The sequence below is a fragment of the Paraburkholderia bengalensis genome (assembly GCF_037126505.1).
Classification (GTDB): Bacteria; Pseudomonadota; Gammaproteobacteria; order Burkholderiales; family Burkholderiaceae; genus Paraburkholderia; species Paraburkholderia bengalensis.
Genome location: NZ_JACFYJ010000049.1, coordinates 21559 through 40360 on the forward strand (window position 1 = coordinate 21559; position 18802 = coordinate 40360).

Annotated in this window: 16 protein-coding genes and 1 pseudogene; 2 read left to right on the forward strand and 15 right to left on the reverse strand. The window is 62.6% G+C overall.

Going from position 1 to position 18802, the window contains the following annotated elements; translation table 11 throughout:
• Window positions 1-240 precede the first annotated feature (240 nt).
• From H3V53_RS25320 to H3V53_RS25360, 9 genes are all read right to left on the reverse strand, one after another.
• Entirely contained in the window at window positions 241-1257 is a 1017-nt protein-coding gene (locus tag H3V53_RS25320) for a YeeE/YedE thiosulfate transporter family protein (protein WP_336600290.1), read from the reverse strand.
• Between the two features lie 360 nt (window positions 1258-1617).
• Window positions 1618-2697 (reverse strand): patatin-like phospholipase family protein, encoded by a 1080-nt coding sequence (locus tag H3V53_RS25325; protein ID WP_336600321.1) that lies wholly within the window; start codon window positions 2695-2697, stop codon window positions 1618-1620.
• A gap of 108 nt (window positions 2698-2805) precedes the next feature.
• The gene (locus H3V53_RS25330; protein WP_336600291.1) at window positions 2806-2985 is read right to left on the reverse strand and encodes a hypothetical protein; all 180 of its coding nucleotides are present in this window, start codon (window positions 2983-2985) and stop codon (window positions 2806-2808) included.
• A gap of 115 nt (window positions 2986-3100) precedes the next feature.
• Complete coding sequence (locus tag H3V53_RS25335; RefSeq protein ID WP_336600292.1) at window positions 3101-3610, reverse strand: cupin domain-containing protein; 510 nt, start codon at window positions 3608-3610, stop codon at window positions 3101-3103.
• Window positions 3611-3814: 204 nt separating this feature from the next.
• Complete coding sequence (locus H3V53_RS25340; protein WP_336600293.1) at window positions 3815-4597, reverse strand: 3-hydroxybutyrate dehydrogenase; 783 nt, start codon at window positions 4595-4597, stop codon at window positions 3815-3817.
• Between the two features lie 14 nt (window positions 4598-4611).
• Window positions 4612-4884 (reverse strand): hypothetical protein, encoded by a 273-nt coding sequence (locus tag H3V53_RS25345; RefSeq protein ID WP_336600294.1) that lies wholly within the window; start codon window positions 4882-4884, stop codon window positions 4612-4614.
• A gap of 591 nt (window positions 4885-5475) precedes the next feature.
• Entirely contained in the window at window positions 5476-6072 is a 597-nt protein-coding gene (locus H3V53_RS25350; protein ID WP_336600295.1) for a hypothetical protein, read from the reverse strand.
• A 32-nt stretch (window positions 6073-6104) separates the two neighbouring features.
• The gene (locus H3V53_RS25355) at window positions 6105-6659 is read right to left on the reverse strand and encodes a hypothetical protein (protein WP_336600296.1); all 555 of its coding nucleotides are present in this window, start codon (window positions 6657-6659) and stop codon (window positions 6105-6107) included.
• Between the two features lie 327 nt (window positions 6660-6986).
• Window positions 6987-9665: a putative bifunctional diguanylate cyclase/phosphodiesterase gene (locus H3V53_RS25360; protein WP_336600297.1), complete on the reverse strand. Its 2679-nt coding sequence runs from the start codon at window positions 9663-9665 to the stop codon at window positions 6987-6989.
• A 337-nt stretch (window positions 9666-10002) separates the two neighbouring features.
• On the opposite strand from H3V53_RS25360, the gene H3V53_RS25365 reads away from it, so the two are divergent.
• Window positions 10003-10518 carry a hypothetical protein gene (locus H3V53_RS25365; protein ID WP_336600298.1) on the forward strand — a complete coding sequence of 172 codons (516 nt, stop codon included), beginning with the start codon at window positions 10003-10005 and terminating at the stop codon, window positions 10516-10518.
• 49 nt (window positions 10519-10567) lie between these two features.
• On the opposite strand, the pseudogene H3V53_RS25370 reads toward H3V53_RS25365, so the two are convergent.
• A pseudogene (locus tag H3V53_RS25370) lies at window positions 10568-10836 on the reverse strand (arginase family protein); the annotation flags it as partial.
• A gap of 194 nt (window positions 10837-11030) precedes the next feature.
• Here H3V53_RS25370 and H3V53_RS25375 point away from each other — a divergent pair.
• Window positions 11031-12599, forward strand: coding sequence for a methyl-accepting chemotaxis protein (locus H3V53_RS25375; RefSeq protein ID WP_336600299.1), 1569 nt, complete (start codon window positions 11031-11033; stop codon window positions 12597-12599).
• A 575-nt stretch (window positions 12600-13174) separates the two neighbouring features.
• On the opposite strand, the gene H3V53_RS25380 is transcribed toward H3V53_RS25375, so the two are convergent.
• The 5 genes from H3V53_RS25380 to H3V53_RS25400 are packed head-to-tail and all read right to left on the reverse strand — an operon-like array spanning window position 13175 to window position 18749.
• Window positions 13175-14002: an ABC transporter permease gene (locus H3V53_RS25380; RefSeq protein ID WP_336600300.1), complete on the reverse strand. Its 828-nt coding sequence runs from the start codon at window positions 14000-14002 to the stop codon at window positions 13175-13177.
• 30 nt (window positions 14003-14032) lie between these two features.
• Window positions 14033-15286 (reverse strand): ABC transporter permease, encoded by a 1254-nt coding sequence (locus H3V53_RS25385; RefSeq protein WP_336600322.1) that lies wholly within the window; start codon window positions 15284-15286, stop codon window positions 14033-14035.
• Window positions 15287-15332: 46 nt separating this feature from the next.
• Window positions 15333-16379 carry an extracellular solute-binding protein gene (locus H3V53_RS25390; RefSeq protein ID WP_054927238.1) on the reverse strand — a complete coding sequence of 349 codons (1047 nt, stop codon included), beginning with the start codon at window positions 16377-16379 and terminating at the stop codon, window positions 15333-15335.
• 1 nt (window position 16380) lies between these two features.
• Window positions 16381-17568, reverse strand: coding sequence for an ABC transporter ATP-binding protein (locus H3V53_RS25395; RefSeq protein ID WP_336600301.1), 1188 nt, complete (start codon window positions 17566-17568; stop codon window positions 16381-16383).
• A gap of 32 nt (window positions 17569-17600) precedes the next feature.
• Window positions 17601-18749: an SRPBCC family protein gene (locus tag H3V53_RS25400; protein WP_336600302.1), complete on the reverse strand. Its 1149-nt coding sequence runs from the start codon at window positions 18747-18749 to the stop codon at window positions 17601-17603.
• Window positions 18750-18802 lie beyond the last annotated feature (53 nt).

Here is an 18802-nt window from a genome sequence, read left to right on the forward strand (position 1 = left end):
TCACCCAGATTCGAACATGCAAACCGGCAATCATGCTGCGATGCAAAAACAGTATGCGAGATCAGTTTTTCAGCGCACGCGCGGTGGTGCGCGGTGCAATCGGCCTCGCGTCGAACCGGGATCGCAGTTCAGCAATGCGCGCGCTTTCAGGAAGGACGGCGAAGCCGCCATCGCTCCACAGTGGGTACCTCAGCCTTGCGGTCTTGCGGCGTTGAACGCATACCTGCGCCGACATACGGACTAGCCGTGTTCCAGGTGCTGCTGTGCCGTGCGAGCGGACACGGCGTTCTGGATGAGCGATGCCGTGCCGATTGCGACACACATCGCGATGAATGCAACCCATGCATAGGGGAACAGGAGCGGCATCCCGACTAACAGAAGGCCATCGTTGCCGCCCGGAATCAACAAGCTGCCCGATCCCATCAGCGCCCCGCCCAGAAAGCATTTGCACACCTGGGAAAGCTGGACGACGGCGCCGCCGAACCGACCCGCCGTGCGGCCGCCAAGCATGGCCCCAAGCAGCAGCGCGAGCAGCAACAAGCTTCGCGTGACGAGACTGCTCGCCATGCCGCGGGCAAGCTCGGTCAGCACGTCGGTGTAGGACCACGTGCCGATGAGCAGTAGCATCAAGAAGAACGTGACGCCGATGACCGTGGTGGCCGCATGCGGCGACCAGACTCGGGTAGCGATGCTCTGGCGCATCCGGTGAAACACACCGGGCCCCCATCCATCGGGACGGACTGTCAATAACGGGCGCGCGATGCGCCAGATGACGAACGCCACGAACAGCAGCGACACCGAGGCGGGCGCGCGCAATACGATCGAGCCATGATCGAGACTCTGATGTGCAGGGTGCGGCAGCCAGGTGCCGAGGGTGAGGCATCCGACGTAAAAGCCGGGCGGTGTGGCCAGATACGCCCACTCACCGGAGCCGAGTCTCGCGATTGCGCCGAAGACGCAGGCACCGTTGATGAACGCACCCAGTCCGAGGAGTGCGCCGCCCAGTACGGTCAGGTAATTCACCGGATAGCCGGCGGGCATCCTTGCGAGCAGATGGAGCATGTGCGCAATCAGCAGACCGCCCGCGACCCACACCGATGCCTCCGCGATCGCCATCAGCCGGTTGCATTGGCGCTTGTTGACGACTTCGTGTACCGCGGCAACCGTGCACGTCGCCCCGCGTTGAATCGCAAAGCCCATCAAGCCGGCGCATAGGGCGGCGACCAAGAATGCGACACTGGTTACCATCGGGTTCATTGGATGACCCTCCGTCAAGGTTTGCCTTGTTCGCGATGTTTTGCTCGCAGGTCCCACCCGGAATGTTCCGCGCACGTTGCTTGAGCGCGGGAGGACAGCGGAAGCGGGGCGCTGCTGTCATGACGGGTTCTTCGCCATGGCGTTGCGAATCTTGCAGACGGTATGAACCGCCTGCTCGCTGTTGATCATGCTCGTCTGAGGGGTGATGTATCCGAATGCAGATCGAACCCCCAGCCGTGTGGATACGGCCAGTCAAAGCGGGCGCGCTCGTCCAGCGCGGCCAGCTCCGCCCAGAAGTATTGCTGCATGTCTTTAGCGGCGCACAGCCAGTTGTCGATCAGGCCATGACCAGCGTCCTCCTCAGGTGTGCTCGATCACCCCTTCAATCGGGTCGACGGCGACGGACTTCCATGGCGAGCGCTCGATCATGCGTTGCGCATCGGCGTATCCCCCACTGCGGCGAGACTGGATGCCTGCGCTCGTGAAGTCGATGTCCTTGGTGTGGTCCTCGCCGTCGATCCGCGGTGCCAGCAGATGCGCCACATGCATCGTTGTGCCGCAGCCCCAGGAGGCAAGCTCCTTGACCTTGGGGTCGTTCTGGCGGCTTGCCGGCAGCTGCCTGTGCAACTCGCGGATTACGTGGCGCAGGCGATGGATCTGTTTCTGCCGGGCGATGTGGCTGTCGGCGCGGCTCGCGTACTGGATGTCTTTCTGCCGGCTCATGACCTGCCAGATCGATGCAGGCTCCGGCGCCGCCTGGTGCCACACGTTGACGGCGAAGATGAGGGAGTCCCGCCTGGGCTTGTCGTCCAGCACGGCTTCGATTGGAGTGTTGGAGTACAGGCCGCCGTCCCAGTAGGGTTCGCCGTCGACGCGCACCGCGGCAAACGCGGGGGGCAGGGCGCCGGATGCCATTACTTGGTCGACCCTGAGTTCCTCATGGCGATTGTCGAAGTAGCGCATGTGGCCGCTGCAGGTGTTCACGGCACCCACGGTCAGCCGCGTCCTGCACTTGCACAGGTACTCGAAATCGACGAGCTCGCCCAGTGTTTCACGCAACGGTGCCGTGCTGTAGTAGGACGCAGCCTCGACGCCCACCTCCGCACTGGACCCGCCGATGACCAGGGCATTCGGCGTGAAGAAGCCCGGGATGCCGCGCGTCACCGTGTTCACGTTGGGCAGCAGATTGCCCAGACCCATCCAGTCGAAAAGCCCCGCTAGCGGCGAGCGCTGCTCGACCCGGCGCCAGAATTCGTTGAGGCGATCGAGCCGGTCTTCGGGGCGGTTGCCGCTGATCAGCGCCGCGTTGATCGCGCCAATCGACGTGCCGATCACCCAGTCGGGCTCGATACCCGCTTCGTGCAGGGCTGCGTACACGCCGACCTGGTAGGCGCCGAGCGCACCGCCGCCTTGCAGCACCAGCACGACCTGGCCCGGCAGGCCGGGCGTGCCAGGATCGGGGTCGGGCGCGGCGTCCGCATGCGTGCGCCCGCGGCCGTTGCCTTGCCTGGTTGCAGTTCTTGTTGCCACGTTATTCTCCTTGCGACTTTAGTTGTCGGCGCGCAATCCATGCAAAATCGAGGCATCGTCGACCGGGTGCGCACTACGGACTTTGACAATGCCACCGTCGATGTTCTCGATGGAGGCTTGCGCGTGGGCGGCAGCACTCGACAGTGGCCCGACAGCCAGGCACACGCCGGACAACGAACGGGTGATTCGGGATGACATGACAGGTTCGTCTGGCCGACGTTGAACGGATGAGCTGGACTGATTTCCCACTCGGCAAGCAGTCCAGCGCCCGCGCGATACGTGCTGCGGCTTATAGGCCCCTTGGCGCGTACGCTCACATCGTGTGCGCGTCCATCTTCGTTTCGATGGGAAAGAGATCGACCGAGATCAGCACCGCCGGTACCGTTCCTTCGTTCTTCCACCAGTGTTGTGTGCCGTTGCGCTCCGGCGCCACTTCACCCGTCTTGTGCACGATCGGCACGGCGCAATTGCTCGCGTACTCGACGATTTCGCCGGAAACGATGTAGATCTGCGCTGGCCGGTTTTTGTGGCTATGCCAGGGCACGATGCCGCCCGGCGCCACGCGGAGTTCTCGAAGCCGCAGCAACCGCCCCTGCAGCGCGAGCGGCTCCTTCGACAGGTCGGTCGACGCTCGCACCGTGTCGGTTACGCCCGTCGGGACGCCCGGGCCGGGCTTCTGACCCTGGCCGTCCGCCACTTGCTTGTCAAGCGGGCATTCCCCGGCGCTTGCCGCCCCTGCTGCAACCGACAGCCCGGCGGCGATCATTCCCGCTACGACACACTGGCGCCAGATCGACGCGCGTTGCTGACCCTTGGTGCTCATGACGTACCTCTCTCCTCAACTGGGTGATGGCGGACACACGCCCGCATGAATCCGGCAGAAAGACGCAGCCGGTTAAAGAAGCCCGTAGTGAATCTCGACGCTCGAGCGTCGGCCTTTGTCGTACCTGGTTGGGCCGCAAGGGCTGTCGATCTGCGCTGGCCTTTCACGCGACGCTTCTCGCGCGTCGCAGCCATGTTCCAGCGCTTAGTGCTGGGACCATCCGCCGTCCATTGCGAGGGCGGCTGCCGTCATCGAAGCCCCGCTATCGGAGCTCAGAAAGACCGCAAGCGCGGCGAGCTCGTCGACCGTCACGAATTCCTTGCGCGCCTGGTGCACGAGCATCACGTCGCGTACCACGTTCTCCGGAGCGATGCCGTGTGCTTTCGCCTGATCGGCGATCTGCTTTTCGACGAGGGGTGTCTTCACGTAACCCGGGCAAATCGTGTTGCTCGTAATGCCATGCTCGGCGACCTCGAGCGCGACCGTCTTCGATAACCCGATCAGGCCGTGTTTCGCCGCGACATACGGCGATTTGAATGGCGAAGCGAGCAGGCCGTGAGCCGACGCGATGTTGATAATCCGGCCCCAGCGCCGTGCCTTCATGCCGGGCAGCACGGCCTTGATCAGATGGAACGCGGACGAGAGGTTGATCGCGAGGATAGCGTCCCACTTTTCGTCGGGCTGTTCCTCGATAGGCGCGACATGCTGGATGCCCGCGTTATTGACAACGATGTCAACCTTGCCGAACTCGGCACTGGCGTAGCGCGCCATCACGTGAATGTCATCGGGCTTGCTCATGTCGGCAGCCGAATAGCGCACACGCACGCCGTGCTCGCGTTCCAGGTTCCGGCGTATTGCCTCGATCTCATGCGCGTCGCCGAAGCCGTTCAACAGCACGTCGGCGCCCTGCGCGGCGAATGCGGTCGCAATGCCGAGCCCGATGCCGCTGGTCGAGCCGGTGACAATGGCGGATTTAGCGTGAAGCATGGAGGGGACCTCCGCTAGAAATTGCTGTTGACGTGATGACAGCCCGAGCGAAACCGGGGCAAGTGGAACGAGTGCGCCGCGCGTTGATCAGAAGTCGCACTTTTCCGTGCTGTCTCGTCGGGCGTGGCGTGGGGCGTCTCGCGCGGCTCCCCATCGGCCTCATGCGAGCGCGTGATGCCGGTGGGGAAAAACATTCCCCAGCTCCTCCCGAGAAGGACACGCAGCTTGGGCATCACGCCGGACGGTTCGGCATCGTGTGCGGCGGAAAGTGGCGATGACAGCTTCATGTTGGAACCTCGGGTCGTGGTGCGGTCAGGCGCAATTGCCTGCGTCCCGGGATGAAGTGTGCGCAACGCTGCTCACGGCTTTGTCGCCCAAATATCAATTTTTCATCACGACGCGTGGCCGTGCTGGACAGGCGACGCTAGTGATCTAAATTCGCTCTGGATGCAATGCGTTTGCCGTTGGGGGTGTTCTTTTCATCCGGGCATTGCCGAGTCATCGAACAGTCCACTGAGGATGGACGGCCATGTTGCTCAACGTGCTGGTGATTGAAGACGACGCTGTGATCCGGGGCTTGCTAAAAGCGGCGGCGCGATGCATCTGGGCCAGCCCGTCATGCTCATGCTGGTTGCGATTCCCACTATTGTCGACGCACTCAGCATGTTTGGCATGGGACGCCACGAGGCCGCGCTCAGGTCGTCTGAAGTCGCGCGAACGCTCCCCGGTTCGGTCAAGCTGTAGCTGAGCGTCGGCGCCGAATTAGATCGTCGCGCTCGCTTTTGCTTGGGGAATTGAACCGACCCTGGGGCGCTGCGGCGATGATGGGAATGAGGGCGTCCGATGAACAAGGCGTCCTCATTGCGGGGGGAATGCCGTTACTGGCGAAGCTCTGCTGACTCTTGCATGGCCGACTGCATTTTCTGCACGGCATCGAGCGTCGCACGCTGCGCGGCAAGGCCGAAGTTACGCTTGAATTCGCTGAATTCGGCGTGGCCCGAGCCCGTCACGGACTTCTTCGTCACAAGCTTGCCACTGGGATCGGTGATTGTGCATTCCAGCGTCACGCTGAAATCCGTCGGCGGCCAGGTGAGCAGGCTCTGCGACGACGACGTCGTCGTGATCGAAGGTGTCACGATGTAGCTGAGGTTCTTCGACTGCCATGTCGCGGCGTCGGGCCTGGTGTTGAGTTTGACCACGTCCTTGAAGACGTTGCTCAGTTCGAGATAGATCGGTAGCTCGAGGTCGTGATATGGCTTGTAGGCGACCTTGTCGCCACCGCCGCCCGGCGTGACGACTTCCTTGTTGCGTTCCTCGTCGGTAATGACGAGGCCGACGGTCTTGTTGATGGGTGAGGCCGCCTTCGAAACGAGAGCTGCGTTGTCGCCAGAGATCGTGATGTCATGAGCGCAGCCAGAGAGGAGTGCGATCACGCCTGCAGCGCATACCGTGCGCAAGATGTTGCCAATTTTCATGTGGGTCTCCTTTGGAGTGTTTGGAAATGGGGTTAATGAATCGCGCTGATGAATGCGGGGTCAGCATAGAGTTCGCCCAGCAGTTTCTGGACGACGAGCGGGTATTGCTGGGTTGCTTTCGGTACCGCGATGGCCGCGGCGAACGACGAGTCCCACTCGCCGCGCACCGTTTTCACCTGGTCATAGCGCACGGCGTTGTCGCGCTTGACAACGAAGCGGGCGGAGATAGTGCCCACGCCCGTGCCGATACCGACGTCGACGTTGTTTTCGAGCAGTACACCGTCGAGCTCGACCTGTGCGGCCGGGGATAGCGAGCCCGCGAGCGTCAGTTCCTGGGTGACGGCATTCGCGAGGTAGGCCGCGAACGAATCGCCGACGGGCGAGCGCATGACGTTCGCCCGAACGCGAACGGGGTACTCGTTATGTCCACCATCCTGGCTACGGAAGTCCCCGATTCGTGCATGCACAGGCGCGGCATTCTTGAGTGTCTGGATATTTTCGACGGAAGGCGAGTAAGGCGTCGCGACAACCGAACATGCGGCGAGCACGGTCAGCGGGGCGAGAAATATTAGTTTTCTGAGAATCATGTGGTCTGGTCGCTATGCAGTTTGATTATGTGTGCGGGCTGATACGTTATTCGGCCCTCATGTATATATCGGCGGTGGCGCAGCATTGTTTAGGCTGCCGGCGCGATGCGAAACGTTTCGGGCAATGCCGTCCGTCCGGTCGCGCCAGCTCTCTCGCGGGCTATGTCGGCTGACCGACCCGGTAGGCCGCTGTTATCTTTGGGGCTCTCCCGCGCTCACACCGGGATGCGTTCGCAGCGCAATCGGGCAGTGGGGCGCCGCGTTGGAAAATCGGAATTTTTTCGTTTGAAACGAGCCATAGCCCGATCTGACACGTGCGGCGGGGAATCACAGGTTGCTGCCTCCGGCTACCCGCGCGACTTGACGAGGCGTGTCGAGATAAGCGGCGGCGCGGGCTGCGTCCGTCGGACGTGCGTACCAGTAGCCCTGAATCTCCTCGCAGCCGTTTTCGATGAGGAATTCGAGTTGCCGGTGAGTCTCGACGCCTTCAGCGACTACTTGCATGCCTAGCGTGCGCCCCATGGCAATGACGGCCTTGACGATCACCTCATCTGCAGTCGATACGCCGATCCCCTTAACGAACGACATGTCGAGTTTCAGGCGGTCCGCCATGAAGCTGCGAACGTATCCCAGACTCGAATAGCCGGAACCGAAGTCGTCTATCGCGACCGACAGGCCCATTTTGCGAAAGCCGCGAAGCGTGGCGACCGATTGCGCTGCCATGAGGACGCCTTCAGTGATTTCGATCTCCATGTTGCGGGGATTCACCCCCGTTCGCTGGATAATTTCCGTTACAACTGACAGCAGGTCGGAGCGCAAGAACTGAACAGGTGATACGTTGACCGAGACGACGATATCCGGATGCTGGCGCGCCCATACCTTCGTCTGTCGGCAAGCCTGTTCGAACACCCACTCGCCGATCTCCGTGATGAGCCCGTTCTCTTCGGCAATCGGCACGAACAAGGCTGGACTAACCGATCCGCGCTTTGGATGGTCCCAGCGAACCAGAGCTTCGAATCCGTTTGCCAGCCCAGTTTCCAACGAGAGTCGCGGCTGATAGGCGAGCGAAAGCGCTCCGCAGGCGAGGGCATTGCGCAGGTCGTGCGCCATGGCGGCGCGCTCGCTGTTTTCCTGGGCGATCGCTTCGTCGAATATCTGCAAGCCGTTCGGTCCGACCGGTTTCGCCCTGTACATTGCGGAATCCGCGCAGCGTAGCAACGTTTCGGGATCTTGCGCGTGGTCGGGATACACGGCAATTCCAATACTGGCTTGCGGACGGACAAGCCTGTTTTCGATCCGGACGTCCCGGCTCAAAGCTGCCTGCATCTCCCGGGCGGCGGTTACGAACCCCTCGATGTCGCCGCGACCGTACAACACGACTACGAACTCGTCGCCCGCGTACCTTGCGACAAACTCGTGCGGGCCGGTACGGCTGGACAGGCGATACGCAATTTCGCGCAGCAGCGCGTCCCCGGCCGTGTGGCCCAGCGAATCGTTGACGACCTTGAAGTTGTCCAGATCCAGGAAAACGAGGGCAATCCGTTCGTTATCTCGTCGTGTCAGGCTGAACAGCCGGTTAAGTTGCGCGTTCAGACCAAGCCTGTTGGGAAGCTGAGTCAATGGGTCCTGTTGGGCCAGAGCACGCAACCGTTCCTGGTCCCGGATGCGCTCCGACACGTCATTGAAAACAGTCACGCAATGGGTGGGTCGCCCCGATTCATCCAGTACCGGCGCAACCTGCAACTGGCTCCAATAGTGCGTCCCGTCGTGCCGGTGGCATCCGAGTAGCGCCGACCCCTCGGTATCTGACTGCATAGCCAACTGGACCGAACGTGCCTGCTCTGACGTCACGTCGAAGCCGAGCACCGACCAGTGTTCCAGACCGATGACTTCCCGTGCAGGAAAGCCGGTGATCTTCTCGAACGCCGCGTTCGCATACGTGATGATGCTTGCGCCGGCGGACTTTTCCGATATGAGAACGGCGCTCCTCGATGCTTCCAGTGCGCTGCTGCGGACACGCAACGCTTCCTTGGCGCGTTCGTGCGCGGTCACATCTCGCGCAGAGATAAAGCAGGCCTTGCGCTCGGCATAGTCCAGAAGATGGAAGGCAATGTCTACATAGATCGTGGTGCCATCGGCGCGCCTGTGCCGACGCAATCCTCCGGAACCACCCTGCACACCGGACTCGACATATTGCTTGAGATCCCGGCAAAAATGCTCCGCCTCCTCCGCAGGACGAAGTTGATCCATCCGCGTCTCGCGAAGCTGCTGCAGCGATGCGCCATATTGTCGTTGCGCGGCTGCGTTCGCCGTCAATATCAGATAGCTGTCGACGTCGTAGATGAGCATTGCGACGGGATGATTCTGGAAGTACTCCTCGAAGCGCCGTTCGGCTTCCGACGCAACGACCTTCGCCGTCGCCCTTGCAAGGGCGGCCCGATGACTGGTGTAAAGCAGCAATACCAGCAGCAACGCACCGGTTGTCCCCAAGACGGAGAGAAATATCTTTTGCCCCGCCAGTTCAGACTGCGACTTGAATTGCATTTGTGCAATCTCGTCGCGCTCGCGGGTTCTGAGCATCGTCAGAATGTTCATGATCGAGCTAAACGTATCGTTCGCTCTCTGAAGAAGGCCTGCGTCAACTGGCGACGTCTCACCTGCCAGGGCGATAGTGCGAGCCGCCGCGTCGAGTTGTTCGGGCCAGATGGTGCTAAGTCGACGCAACTCCTTCACGCTTGCGACGGATTCAGGTGTGTCGGCCAGGTCTGCTTCCAGCCGTTCGTAGGCGCTGGCAACTGCCGCGGCACGTCGCACGGGCCAGGCGCCGGAATTGAAGCCAGCCGTATGGGCACTGCTCATGAAGTCCGTGTTTGCAGCAACGTGTTGCGTAAGCAGTAACTCAAGCTCTGACGAGGCGGAAAGTGCGTTGCGCAGTCGGTCTTCCGCGGCCCCTTGCGAATAGGTCGCGCGCAGAGTCACGCCGAACACCACGAGCAAGGCCAGCACTATCAATGCGGCGGCCAGTGCGATGTGTCGGAGTGTCGAGGGCTTGTGGGCAGTCCGTGGCCCAAGGGCAGGTGCGGTCATTGTCGAGACGACGTGTAATGCGTCGGGGACGCAAGGACGAAGCGGGCGGATCACGTAGGATCGGGCCGCGTCTCGGATCGGCAGGGACAACAGTGCGCACGTCTGCGACGTGCGTCCAGTCGATATGCCGGATTGAGCGCTGACACCCCATATAACGGGTATTTGTGCTGCGACTTTAGGGCGCCGCCCTTTTTGCCTTCAAAATATGCATAACGCATTGCAGTCGCCCATCCGTCATTGCATCGATGGCCATTGCATGGATGCCTGGGAGCGGGGCGTGTCCGTCAATCCGACCGAGGTGAGACCCTCGGTCTACTTCCGCAAACCGGCGATTTCGGCGCCCATTGCCTCGTTTGTCGATCATCTGATCGAAGCGGTGCGCGGTCGGAGTTCGAGCGCCAGCAGGCGGCTCGCAGTCACCGAGGCGCAGGACTGGTTCGTCGCAGCGGTGCTCGCGAGCACTGTGCGTCGCCGCGGAACGCGCCGCGATTGCGTCGTGTTCGCTCGCTGCAGGCGCTTGCAAGGATCGGTCAGGCAGCGATGGGGCTCGTGCCCATCTCCGGACGGCGCCGGTCCGGCGAAAACACGTGCCATGGGCCGTCGGCATGGCGAAAGAAGAACAGCGAGAACGATCCGGCCGGCCGGTCGAACTCGATGCAGACGCGGCGGTGCCAGCCGTTCGCGCCGCCTGGACAATCCGTTCCTGTCGGACGAGGACCGCGCGATTCCCGATATGTACTGGCAGTTTGCGTCTGTTGCGGCGCAGCGATAAACGTTTGCTCGTACCGTGGAAGGAGATGCGGTAGCACGCCGGCGGCGGGCTAGCGGCCTGCCTGCGTCGCGCGTTTCGCGATCAGGCACAGCATTTCGTACATCAGCGTCGCGGCGCCGAGCGCGGTGTCGCCGCTCGGATCGTAAGGCGGTGAGATTTCGACCACGTCGCCGCCGACCAGTCGAGACCGTCGAGACCGCGCAGCAGCGCCTGCGTCTCGTGGGTCGTGAGACCGCCCACATCCGGCGCGCCCGTGCCCGGCGTGAAGACAGGGTGGAGCCCGTCGACATAGAGCGACAGATAAACGGGCGCAGCACCGCGCTGAGGAATTGCGTTGCGCGCCGATGTCGCAATTCGTCGTATCGGTGTCGCACTGGCATCTCAGAAGCCGTGCGGCGCCGCCGTTAGTGCTGTAGACGGCCTGCGGTCGCGCATGGCCGACCCGTTTTGTTCCGACTATTGGGGAAACGCTACGCGCGCCGCGTTTGCTGCGCGCACGCTGGCTTGCGCTCATGTTCAGAAACACCACGATTCGCGGCGGGCTCGCCGCCACCATTTCGGGTTGCACGCTGCTGTTGATGCTGGTCATCGCGGCGGCTGTGTTTGCGCTCTTCAAGAGCAACGCCGCGCTCGACGCGATGTATCGCGACGACACCGCTTCCGTCGTGCATCTGAAGACCAGTTCCGAGCGGCTGCTGGTGTTTCGCACGGGGCTCGCCGACGTCGAGCAGCTGATCAGCGCGGGCAAGCCGGCTGCCGCTGAGATCAGGCAGCTGCATGTGCTGCTCGACGAGAGCAATCGCGAGCTCGATGCGTACCGTGCGCTGCACACGCCCGACGCGCAGGAAACGACGCTCCTCACAGCGATGACGGGCAAGCGCGACCGTCTGCTGGCGCAGGCTTTCTCGAAGGCGCTCAAGCAGCTTGACGAAGAAAATCTGGTCGACTTCCTGAGCACGCAGCGCGAAATGCCCGTCGCGCTCTTCGACGAATACCAGAAGGCGCTCATCGCGCTGGAGGATTTTCAGGTGCAACGCCAGCGTATGCGCTTCGATCATGCGAACGGGCGCTTTCACATGACGCTCTGGGGCTTCGGGGTGGCCGGACTGATCGCGCTGATCGTCGGCGTGCTCGCGGATCGGGCGCTGACGAGGGCGATCGTCACGCCCGTCAATGCCGCCGTCGACTACTTTGCGAAGATTGCAGCGGGCGACCTCACGGCCGTCGTCAAGACGGAACGCCGCAACGAAATGGGTTACCTGCTCGACGCGTTGAACGACATGCAACAAGGCCTCGTGGCGGTGGTGCGCAAGGTCAGGGCGGGGACGGACGCGATCATGCACGATGCGCAGGCGATTGCCAGCGGCAACCGCGACCTGTCGATGCGCGCGGGCGATCAGGCCGCCTCGCTTCAGCAGGCGGCCGCGAGCATGGAAGAATTGACGGCCACTGTGCGGCAGAACGCCGACAATGCGCACGACGCGAGTGCGCTTGCCACACGCGCGTCCGAGATTGCGACACGCGGCGGCGAGGTGGTGCGTCAGGTTGTCGACACGATGGATGCGATTTCGGATAGTTCGGCGCGCATCGTCGGCATTGTCGGTGTGATCGAGAGCATCGCGTTCCAGACCAATATTCTTGCGCTCAACGCAGCCGTCGAGGCGGCGCGCGCCGGAGATCAAGGGCGCGGCTTCGCCGTGGTGGCCAGCGAGGTGCGGCATCTGGCGCAGCGCAGCGCCACCGCCGCGAAGGAAATCAAGGAACTGATCGGCAATTCGACGCTGAGTGTGCGAACGGGCAGCGAGCTGGTATTGCGCGCGGGATCGACGATGGACGACATCCTGCAGGCCGTGCAGAGCGTGAACGCGATCATGGCGGATATCAGTCTGGCGTCGCGCGAGCAGACGGCGGGAATCGAACTGGTCAACGCGACCGTCGTGCAGATGGAAGCAATGACGCAGAGCAACGTATCGCTGGTCGAGTCGGCGTCGGCTACGGCAGCTTCGTTGGAGGCGCAAAGCGAGCATCTGCACGGTGCGGTGGCGATATTCCGCGTGCGCGCGGACGAGCGGGCCGCGTGAGCGTGCGTGCCGCCGATCTGTTGCATTGTCTCGCGTAACGGATGAGCGAATGTTGACCGCCATCCGCCATTGCGGCCAGGCACCCGAGCTGGTCCGACACGACTGCGGTGCGAGAGCCGTCGCGATTGCGTGCGGTCCGCGCAATGGCGCGGCTTCTGTCCGACCCGATCTGGCGGTTCATGCTCTTCTGGCGATGCCGATCGCGTTCTCGCCGTTCATCGAAAACATGTGGGCAATGGTTGGTCTTCAGTCTGGTAGCCGCCTCGCACCATGCATGGTCGGCAAATCTCTTCACCACCGCGTGTGACCGGTTCCCGGAAGCAGATGCTCGGTCACATCAATATTGGTTTTAACGTGCTGTTCGTCATCTGCAGCTCGAACTATCTCCTCGCATGGGTTGTGATGCGCGTCATTCGCTCGTCGAGCAGGCCCGTCGACATCGCACAACTCGCGCAGACCGCTCACAGTTGAAATCGGTCTCGCTTAGCGCGCCTCTCGAAAGCTCCTCAAGCTGGTTCCATTGGCTGCGGGCGTTGGGGCTGCGCTGCATCACGCCCGAGCAACGCTAAAGCCCGTCAGACGAGCGCCTGGCTACCAGCCGCAGCGCGGCTGCGCAGCCAGTTGATGCTGGCGAACAGCAGCACCGCAAACACGATCAGCATTGTCGCGACGGCGAGAATCGACGGATCGATCGAATCGCGGATGCCGCTCCACATCTGGCGCGGCACCGTAGTCTGATCCGGGCCGCCGATAAACAGAATCACGATCACTTCATCGAACGAGGTCGCAAAGGCGAACACGCTGCCCGTCGCCACGGCTGGGGCGATGAGCGGCAAGGTCACGCGCCTGAACGCAACCCACGGTTTCGCGCCCAGCCCCGATGCGGCACGCAGCAGACTTTGATCGAATGACAGCAGCGAAGCCGTCACCGTGATCACCACGAATGGCGTACCGAGCGCCGCGTGCGCCAGCACCACGCCCGGATACGAATTGACGAGGCCGAGCGGCGCGAAGATCAGATAGAACCCGGCCGCCACGACCACGATCGGCACGATCATCGGCGAGATGATGATAGGCATGATGAGCGAGCGCAGCGGAAACTGCGTGCGGCTCAAGCCGAGCGCCGCAAGCGTGCCCAGGCACGTCGCGATCAGCGTCGAGGCCGCGCCGATGCCGAGGCTGTTCAGCAGCGCGCGTTGCCAGTCCGCGCTGGTGAGGGCCTGTTGGTACCAGCGCAGCGAAAAGCCTTGCAACGGGTACGAGAAATACGAACCTGAATTGAACGAGAGCGGGATGATCGCGAGAATTGGTGCGATCAGAAAGAACAGCACGATTGCCGTGTGCGCGCGTACCCAATGCGTCGCAATGCGCTCCGTCAACACTTTCTTCCGTTGATTCTGCATGTCGGTTCCTTGTCGTGGTGCGCGTGTGACTCAACCGAAACGCAAACGGTCGATGCCGACGATGCGGTTGAACAGGAAGTAGAAGACCGCGGTGAAGATCACCAGATACGCCGACAGCGCGCCTGCGAGGCCCCAGTTGAGCTGCGTGTTGGTCTGCATCGCAATGAGCTGACTGATCATCTCGTCGCCGGCGCCGCCCAGCAGCGCAGGCGTGATGTAGTAGCCGAGCGCAAGCACGAACACGAGGAAGCAGCCCGCGCCCACGCCCGGTAGTGTTTGCGGCACATACACGCGTACGAACGCGGTGAACGGATGCGCGCCGAGCGATTGCGCCGCGCGCACATAGATGGGCGATACGCTTTTCATCACCGAGTAGATGGCGAGGATCATGTACGGCAGCAACACATGCGTCATGCCGATCAGCACACCCGCGCGATTGAAGATGAGCGGCAACGGATGCGTCGCGAGACCGAGCCCCATCAGCAGACTGTTGATGACGCCGCCCGGCTGCAGCAGCACGTACCATGCCGTCGTGCGCACCAGCAGCGACGTCCAGAACGGCACGATCACGAGCAGCATCAGCCGGTTGCTGCTTTTCTCGGGCAGATTGGCGAGCATCCACGCGACGGGATAGCCGAGCAGCAGGCACAGCAACGTGACCGTGGCGCTGATCGAAACGGTGCGCAGGAACGCTTGCCGGTAGACGGAGGCGTTGTCCGCCACGAACGCAAGCGAGCCCTGCGGCGTGACTTGCGCATCGACGGCGGCGAGCAGGTAGTCCGGCGTCGGCGAAGCGGCAGCGCGTTTCAACAGACGCCATGTTTCAGGCGCATTCCAGCGCTCGTCGAGTTCGATGAGCGCGGGCTTCCATGCAGGAGGCGCGTCGGCGGGCAGGTTGCGGGCGCTGCGCATCAGCAGGCTGCGAAACTCCGGCTGCGCGAAGTTCAGGCGCCGCGCGACCGTGCCGAGCTGTCCGCTCTCGTGCGCCTGTTTGAGACCCGACGCAAGCAGCGCGAACAGAGGTTCGTCCGGTACGCCGCGTCCGTCCCACGCATCGAGCGCGCGCGTGAGCGCAGGCATGCTGTCGGGCATTTCGTGATTCTGCACGCTGCGCGTGAGCAGCAGTGCGATCGGCGCGATGAACGTCGACAGCAGAAACACGATCAACGGCAGCGCGAGCAGCAGCGCCTGCACCGACGCGCGGCGGCGCGCCTTATGAAACGATGCGCGGCCGCCGGCTCTCGCGGGAGAGCCCGAAGCTGCGGCGTGGGCCGATACGGGCATACTGGTGTTCACGTCGGGCTCTCGTTGTTCACTCGATGCAATGAAGTTACTGGGTCAGCCAGGTCTGGAAGCGCTTGTTGATCTGGTCCGCGTTGTCGGCCCAGAAGTTCGCATTGATCTGCAGCGCGCGCTTGAAGTTCTGCGGCGCGGTGGGCAGATCCGACAGGCGCTGCTTGTCGACCAGCTCGATTGCATCCTTGCGCGGCGGCGCATAAGCGATGTACTTCGACAGATCCGCATACGCTTTCGGCTGCGACGCGGAGACGATGAACTTCGCCGCCTGGTCCGCGTGCTTCGCGCCCGTCGGAATGCCCCACCAGTCGAAGTCGTAGACCTGCGCGTCCCACACCGCCTTGAACGGCTTGTTGTCTTTCTTCGCGGCATCGTCGATGCGGCCGTTGTAGGCCTGGGTCATCACCACCGCGCCGTCGGCGAGCAGCTGCGGCGCCTGCGCGCCCGATTCCCACCAGACAATGCTCTTCTTGATCGTATCGAGCTTCCTGAACGCGCGATCGACGCCGGCAGGCGTGGCCAGCATCTTGTACACGTCCTTCGGATCGACGCCATCGGCAATCAACGCCCATTCCATCGACACCTTCGGCGACTTGCGCAGCCCACGCTTGCCGGGGAATTTCTGCAAGTCGAAGAAGTCGGCGACCGTGGTCGGGGCCGTCTTCAGCTTGCTTGCATCGTAGGCGAACACCGTGGACCACACCATGCTCGCCACGGCGCAATCGCTGATCGAACCGGGGATGAAGTCGCTCGTCTTGCCAAGTGACTTCCTGTCGAACTTCTTCAACAGGCCTTCGTCGCAGGCCGTGATCGCATCGTTGGTTTCGAGGTCGATCAGATCCCACGTGGTGTTCTTTGCCTGCTCCATCGCGGACAGCTTGGCGAGGCCGCCGTCATAGGATTCCGTCGAGAAGCCTACGCCCGTTGCTTGCGTGAACGGCTCGAAATAGGCCTTTTTTGCAGCGGCTTCATATGCGCCGCCGAAGGTGACGACGGAAAGCGTTTCGGCTGCCCAGGTACTGGTGGCGGCAAACGCAAGGACGGAAAGTGCGGCGAGTTGTGCCTTCAGATGAATGCGCATGTCAGTTGGCTCCTGCGGGTGCGGTCGTAATGATGGAAGGTAGGGGTGACGGCGTTGAGTAATTGGCGGGTGCGTTGCGCTGCGTGCTGGCGCTCATTGCGAGAATCTTGCAGTCGTCGTGGCGCCATGCGACTTCGACCGTGTCGCCCGACGAAGGCAGCGCATGCCGCTGCGTGTTGGGCACCTTGACGACGATGCTGTCGCGCGCGCCTAGCTTTAAATGGACGCGATGATGGTCGCCGCAATACACGAGTTCTTCGACGCGGGCCCGTACCACGTTGCTATGTGCATCGACTTGCGTGCCTTCGGCGCCCGGAATGTGCGCGCGTTCAGGGCGCAGCGCGAGCATTGCGTCGTCGCCTTCGCGCAGGCCCGCTTCGCACCGGCCGCGAATCAGGCTGCCGTCGGCCAGTGCGAGCGTCGCGGCGTCGTCGTTCACATCGACCACGCGGCCCGTCAGGCCATTGTTCTCGCCGACGAAGTTCGCCACGAATGCGTTCTGTGCGTTCTCGTACAACTCGCTCGGCGTTGCCGCCTGTTGAATGCGCCCGTCGGAGAACACGGCGACGCGATCGGACATCGTGAGTGCTTCCGCCTGATCGTGCGTCACGTAGACGATGGTCAGCGACAGTTCGCGATGCAGCCGCATGATTTCATATTGCATCGTCTCGCGCAGGCGTTTATCGAGCGCGCCGAGCGGTTCGTCCATCAGCACGAGCTTCGGTTCGAACACGAGCGCGCGAGCCAGCGCGACGCGCTGCTGCTGTCCGCCCGACAGTTGCGCGGGGCGGCGGTTCGCCAGATGCGGCAACTCGATCATCTCGAGCGCGCGCATCACGCGAGTCTTCTGCTCCGCGCGGCTCACGTGCCGCACGGAAAGCGGAAACGCGACGTTCTCGGCGATCGTCAGATGCGGAAACAGCTCGAAGTGCTGGAACACCATGCCGATGTCGCGCTGATGCGGCGGCTTGTCGTCGAGCCGCCGCCCGTCGAGACGGATCTCGCCCTGGGTCGGCGTTTCGAACCCGGCGAGCATCATGAGCGTCGTGGTCTTGCCCGAGCCTGACGGGCCGAGCAGCGACAGGAATTCGCCCTTGCGCACGTCGAGGTTCAGATCGTCGACGACGTAATGCGCGCCGTCATACGATTTGCTCACGCCTGAAAATGAAATATAGGAAGGGTTCGACATCGTGCTTGCGTCCTGTCGGTGTTGCGTCGTAGTCAATGCGTGCCGAGCTTCGCCGCGAGATAGCGCGCGAAGTCATAGTTGGGGCGTTCGAGATGGCTCAGGTGACCGGGCTTCGCAAGCGGGGCATGCACGCCGCGAAACACGGCCTCGACGCCGCGCTTGTCCTCGGCGTTCACTTCGTCGAGTAGCTTTTTGAGCGTCGCCATGTACTCGTGCGCTTGCGGATCGGCGATGAACTCAGGCGCAAGTCCGCCGCCAAAGCGGATATGCACGCGGCCCACGCCTTCGGGTTGCAGTACCAGATACCAGAAGTAGCCGGGCGTCAGCGTGACGAGATGCGTCGGGTAGATCGCGAGCAGCGCGGTGGTCTTGCGCCAGTGTCCCGTCAGACGCGTGTTGTCGGGATGCGCATTGCCGATCGGCAAAGACGCTTCCTTCGTGATCCAGTGATAGTTGAAGGCGGGCAGACCGGGCGGGCATTCCATTTCCTCCAGGCGCGAATGCGGACCGACTGTCGCGCGATGCAGCATCGGCAGGTGGTAGCTCTCCATGAAGTTTTCCGCGAGGAGCTTCCAGTTCGTGTCCCACACGTGCTCCTCATAGAAGGTTTCGATGTAGTCCGCCATGCCGTATGCGGCGATCAGATCGCTCAGCGCGGCGAGGCGCTGCTGCACGGGTTGCGCCTGTTCATCGAGCGTCACGTAGATCCAGCCCTGCCATTCTTCACATCGGATTGCGGGCAGGCGATAGCTTTCCTTGCAGAAGTCCTGCTGCCGATCCATCAGCGGCGCGCCTTTCAGCGCGCCATCCAGTGAGTAATTCCAGGCGTGATACGGGCACACGATCCTGCGCACATTGCCGCGTCCTTCCAGCAGCACCGACATGCGATGCAGGCATACATTCGACATCGCCTTCAATTGCATCTGCTCGTCGCGCAACACGACGATCGGCTGATCGCCGATGCGCGTCGTCAGATAGTCGCCGGCTGCTTGCAGTGCGCTTGCACGCCCGACGCATTGCCATTCGCGAGCGAAGATGTCGCGCTCTTCCAGCGCGAGGAAATCGGCAGACGTATAGACGCCGGGCGGCATCGAATGCGCTTCGCTGAAGGGCCTGTCGCAACCGGTTTGCAGTTCGTCGACCAGCGCCTGCACTGCGATCGTCCTTGCCGGGTTTGCCATGCCGCCCTCCTGGTTTCGAGCTTGCGAGCGCACGTTCGCGCTGGATTACGCGG

Bases quoted from the DNA above. Each gene is read 5' to 3' on its own strand.
- H3V53_RS25320 (WP_336600290.1), bottom strand. From the start codon at position 1,257: ATGAACCCGATGGTAACCAGTGTCGCATTCTTGGTCGCCGCCCTATGC.
- H3V53_RS25330 (WP_336600291.1), bottom strand. From the start codon at position 2,985: ATGTCATCCCGAATCACCCGTTCGTTGTCCGGCGTGTGCCTGGCTGTC.
- H3V53_RS25335 (WP_336600292.1), bottom strand. From the start codon at position 3,610: ATGAGCACCAAGGGTCAGCAACGCGCGTCGATCTGGCGCCAGTGTGTC.
- H3V53_RS25340 (WP_336600293.1), bottom strand. From the start codon at position 4,597: ATGCTTCACGCTAAATCCGCCATTGTCACCGGCTCGACCAGCGGCATC.
- H3V53_RS25345 (WP_336600294.1), bottom strand. From the start codon at position 4,884: ATGAAGCTGTCATCGCCACTTTCCGCCGCACACGATGCCGAACCGTCC.
- H3V53_RS25350 (WP_336600295.1), bottom strand. From the start codon at position 6,072: ATGAAAATTGGCAACATCTTGCGCACGGTATGCGCTGCAGGCGTGATC.
- H3V53_RS25355 (WP_336600296.1), bottom strand. From the start codon at position 6,659: ATGATTCTCAGAAAACTAATATTTCTCGCCCCGCTGACCGTGCTCGCC.
- H3V53_RS25365 (WP_336600298.1), top strand. From the start codon at position 10,003: ATGGATGCCTGGGAGCGGGGCGTGTCCGTCAATCCGACCGAGGTGAGA.
- H3V53_RS25375 (WP_336600299.1), top strand. From the start codon at position 11,031: ATGTTCAGAAACACCACGATTCGCGGCGGGCTCGCCGCCACCATTTCG.
- H3V53_RS25380 (WP_336600300.1), bottom strand. From the start codon at position 14,002: ATGCAGAATCAACGGAAGAAAGTGTTGACGGAGCGCATTGCGACGCAT.
- H3V53_RS25385 (WP_336600322.1), bottom strand. From the start codon at position 15,286: ATGCCCGTATCGGCCCACGCCGCAGCTTCGGGCTCTCCCGCGAGAGCC.
- H3V53_RS25390 (WP_054927238.1), bottom strand. From the start codon at position 16,379: ATGCGCATTCATCTGAAGGCACAACTCGCCGCACTTTCCGTCCTTGCG.
- H3V53_RS25395 (WP_336600301.1), bottom strand. From the start codon at position 17,568: ATGTCGAACCCTTCCTATATTTCATTTTCAGGCGTGAGCAAATCGTAT.
- H3V53_RS25400 (WP_336600302.1), bottom strand. From the start codon at position 18,749: ATGGCAAACCCGGCAAGGACGATCGCAGTGCAGGCGCTGGTCGACGAA.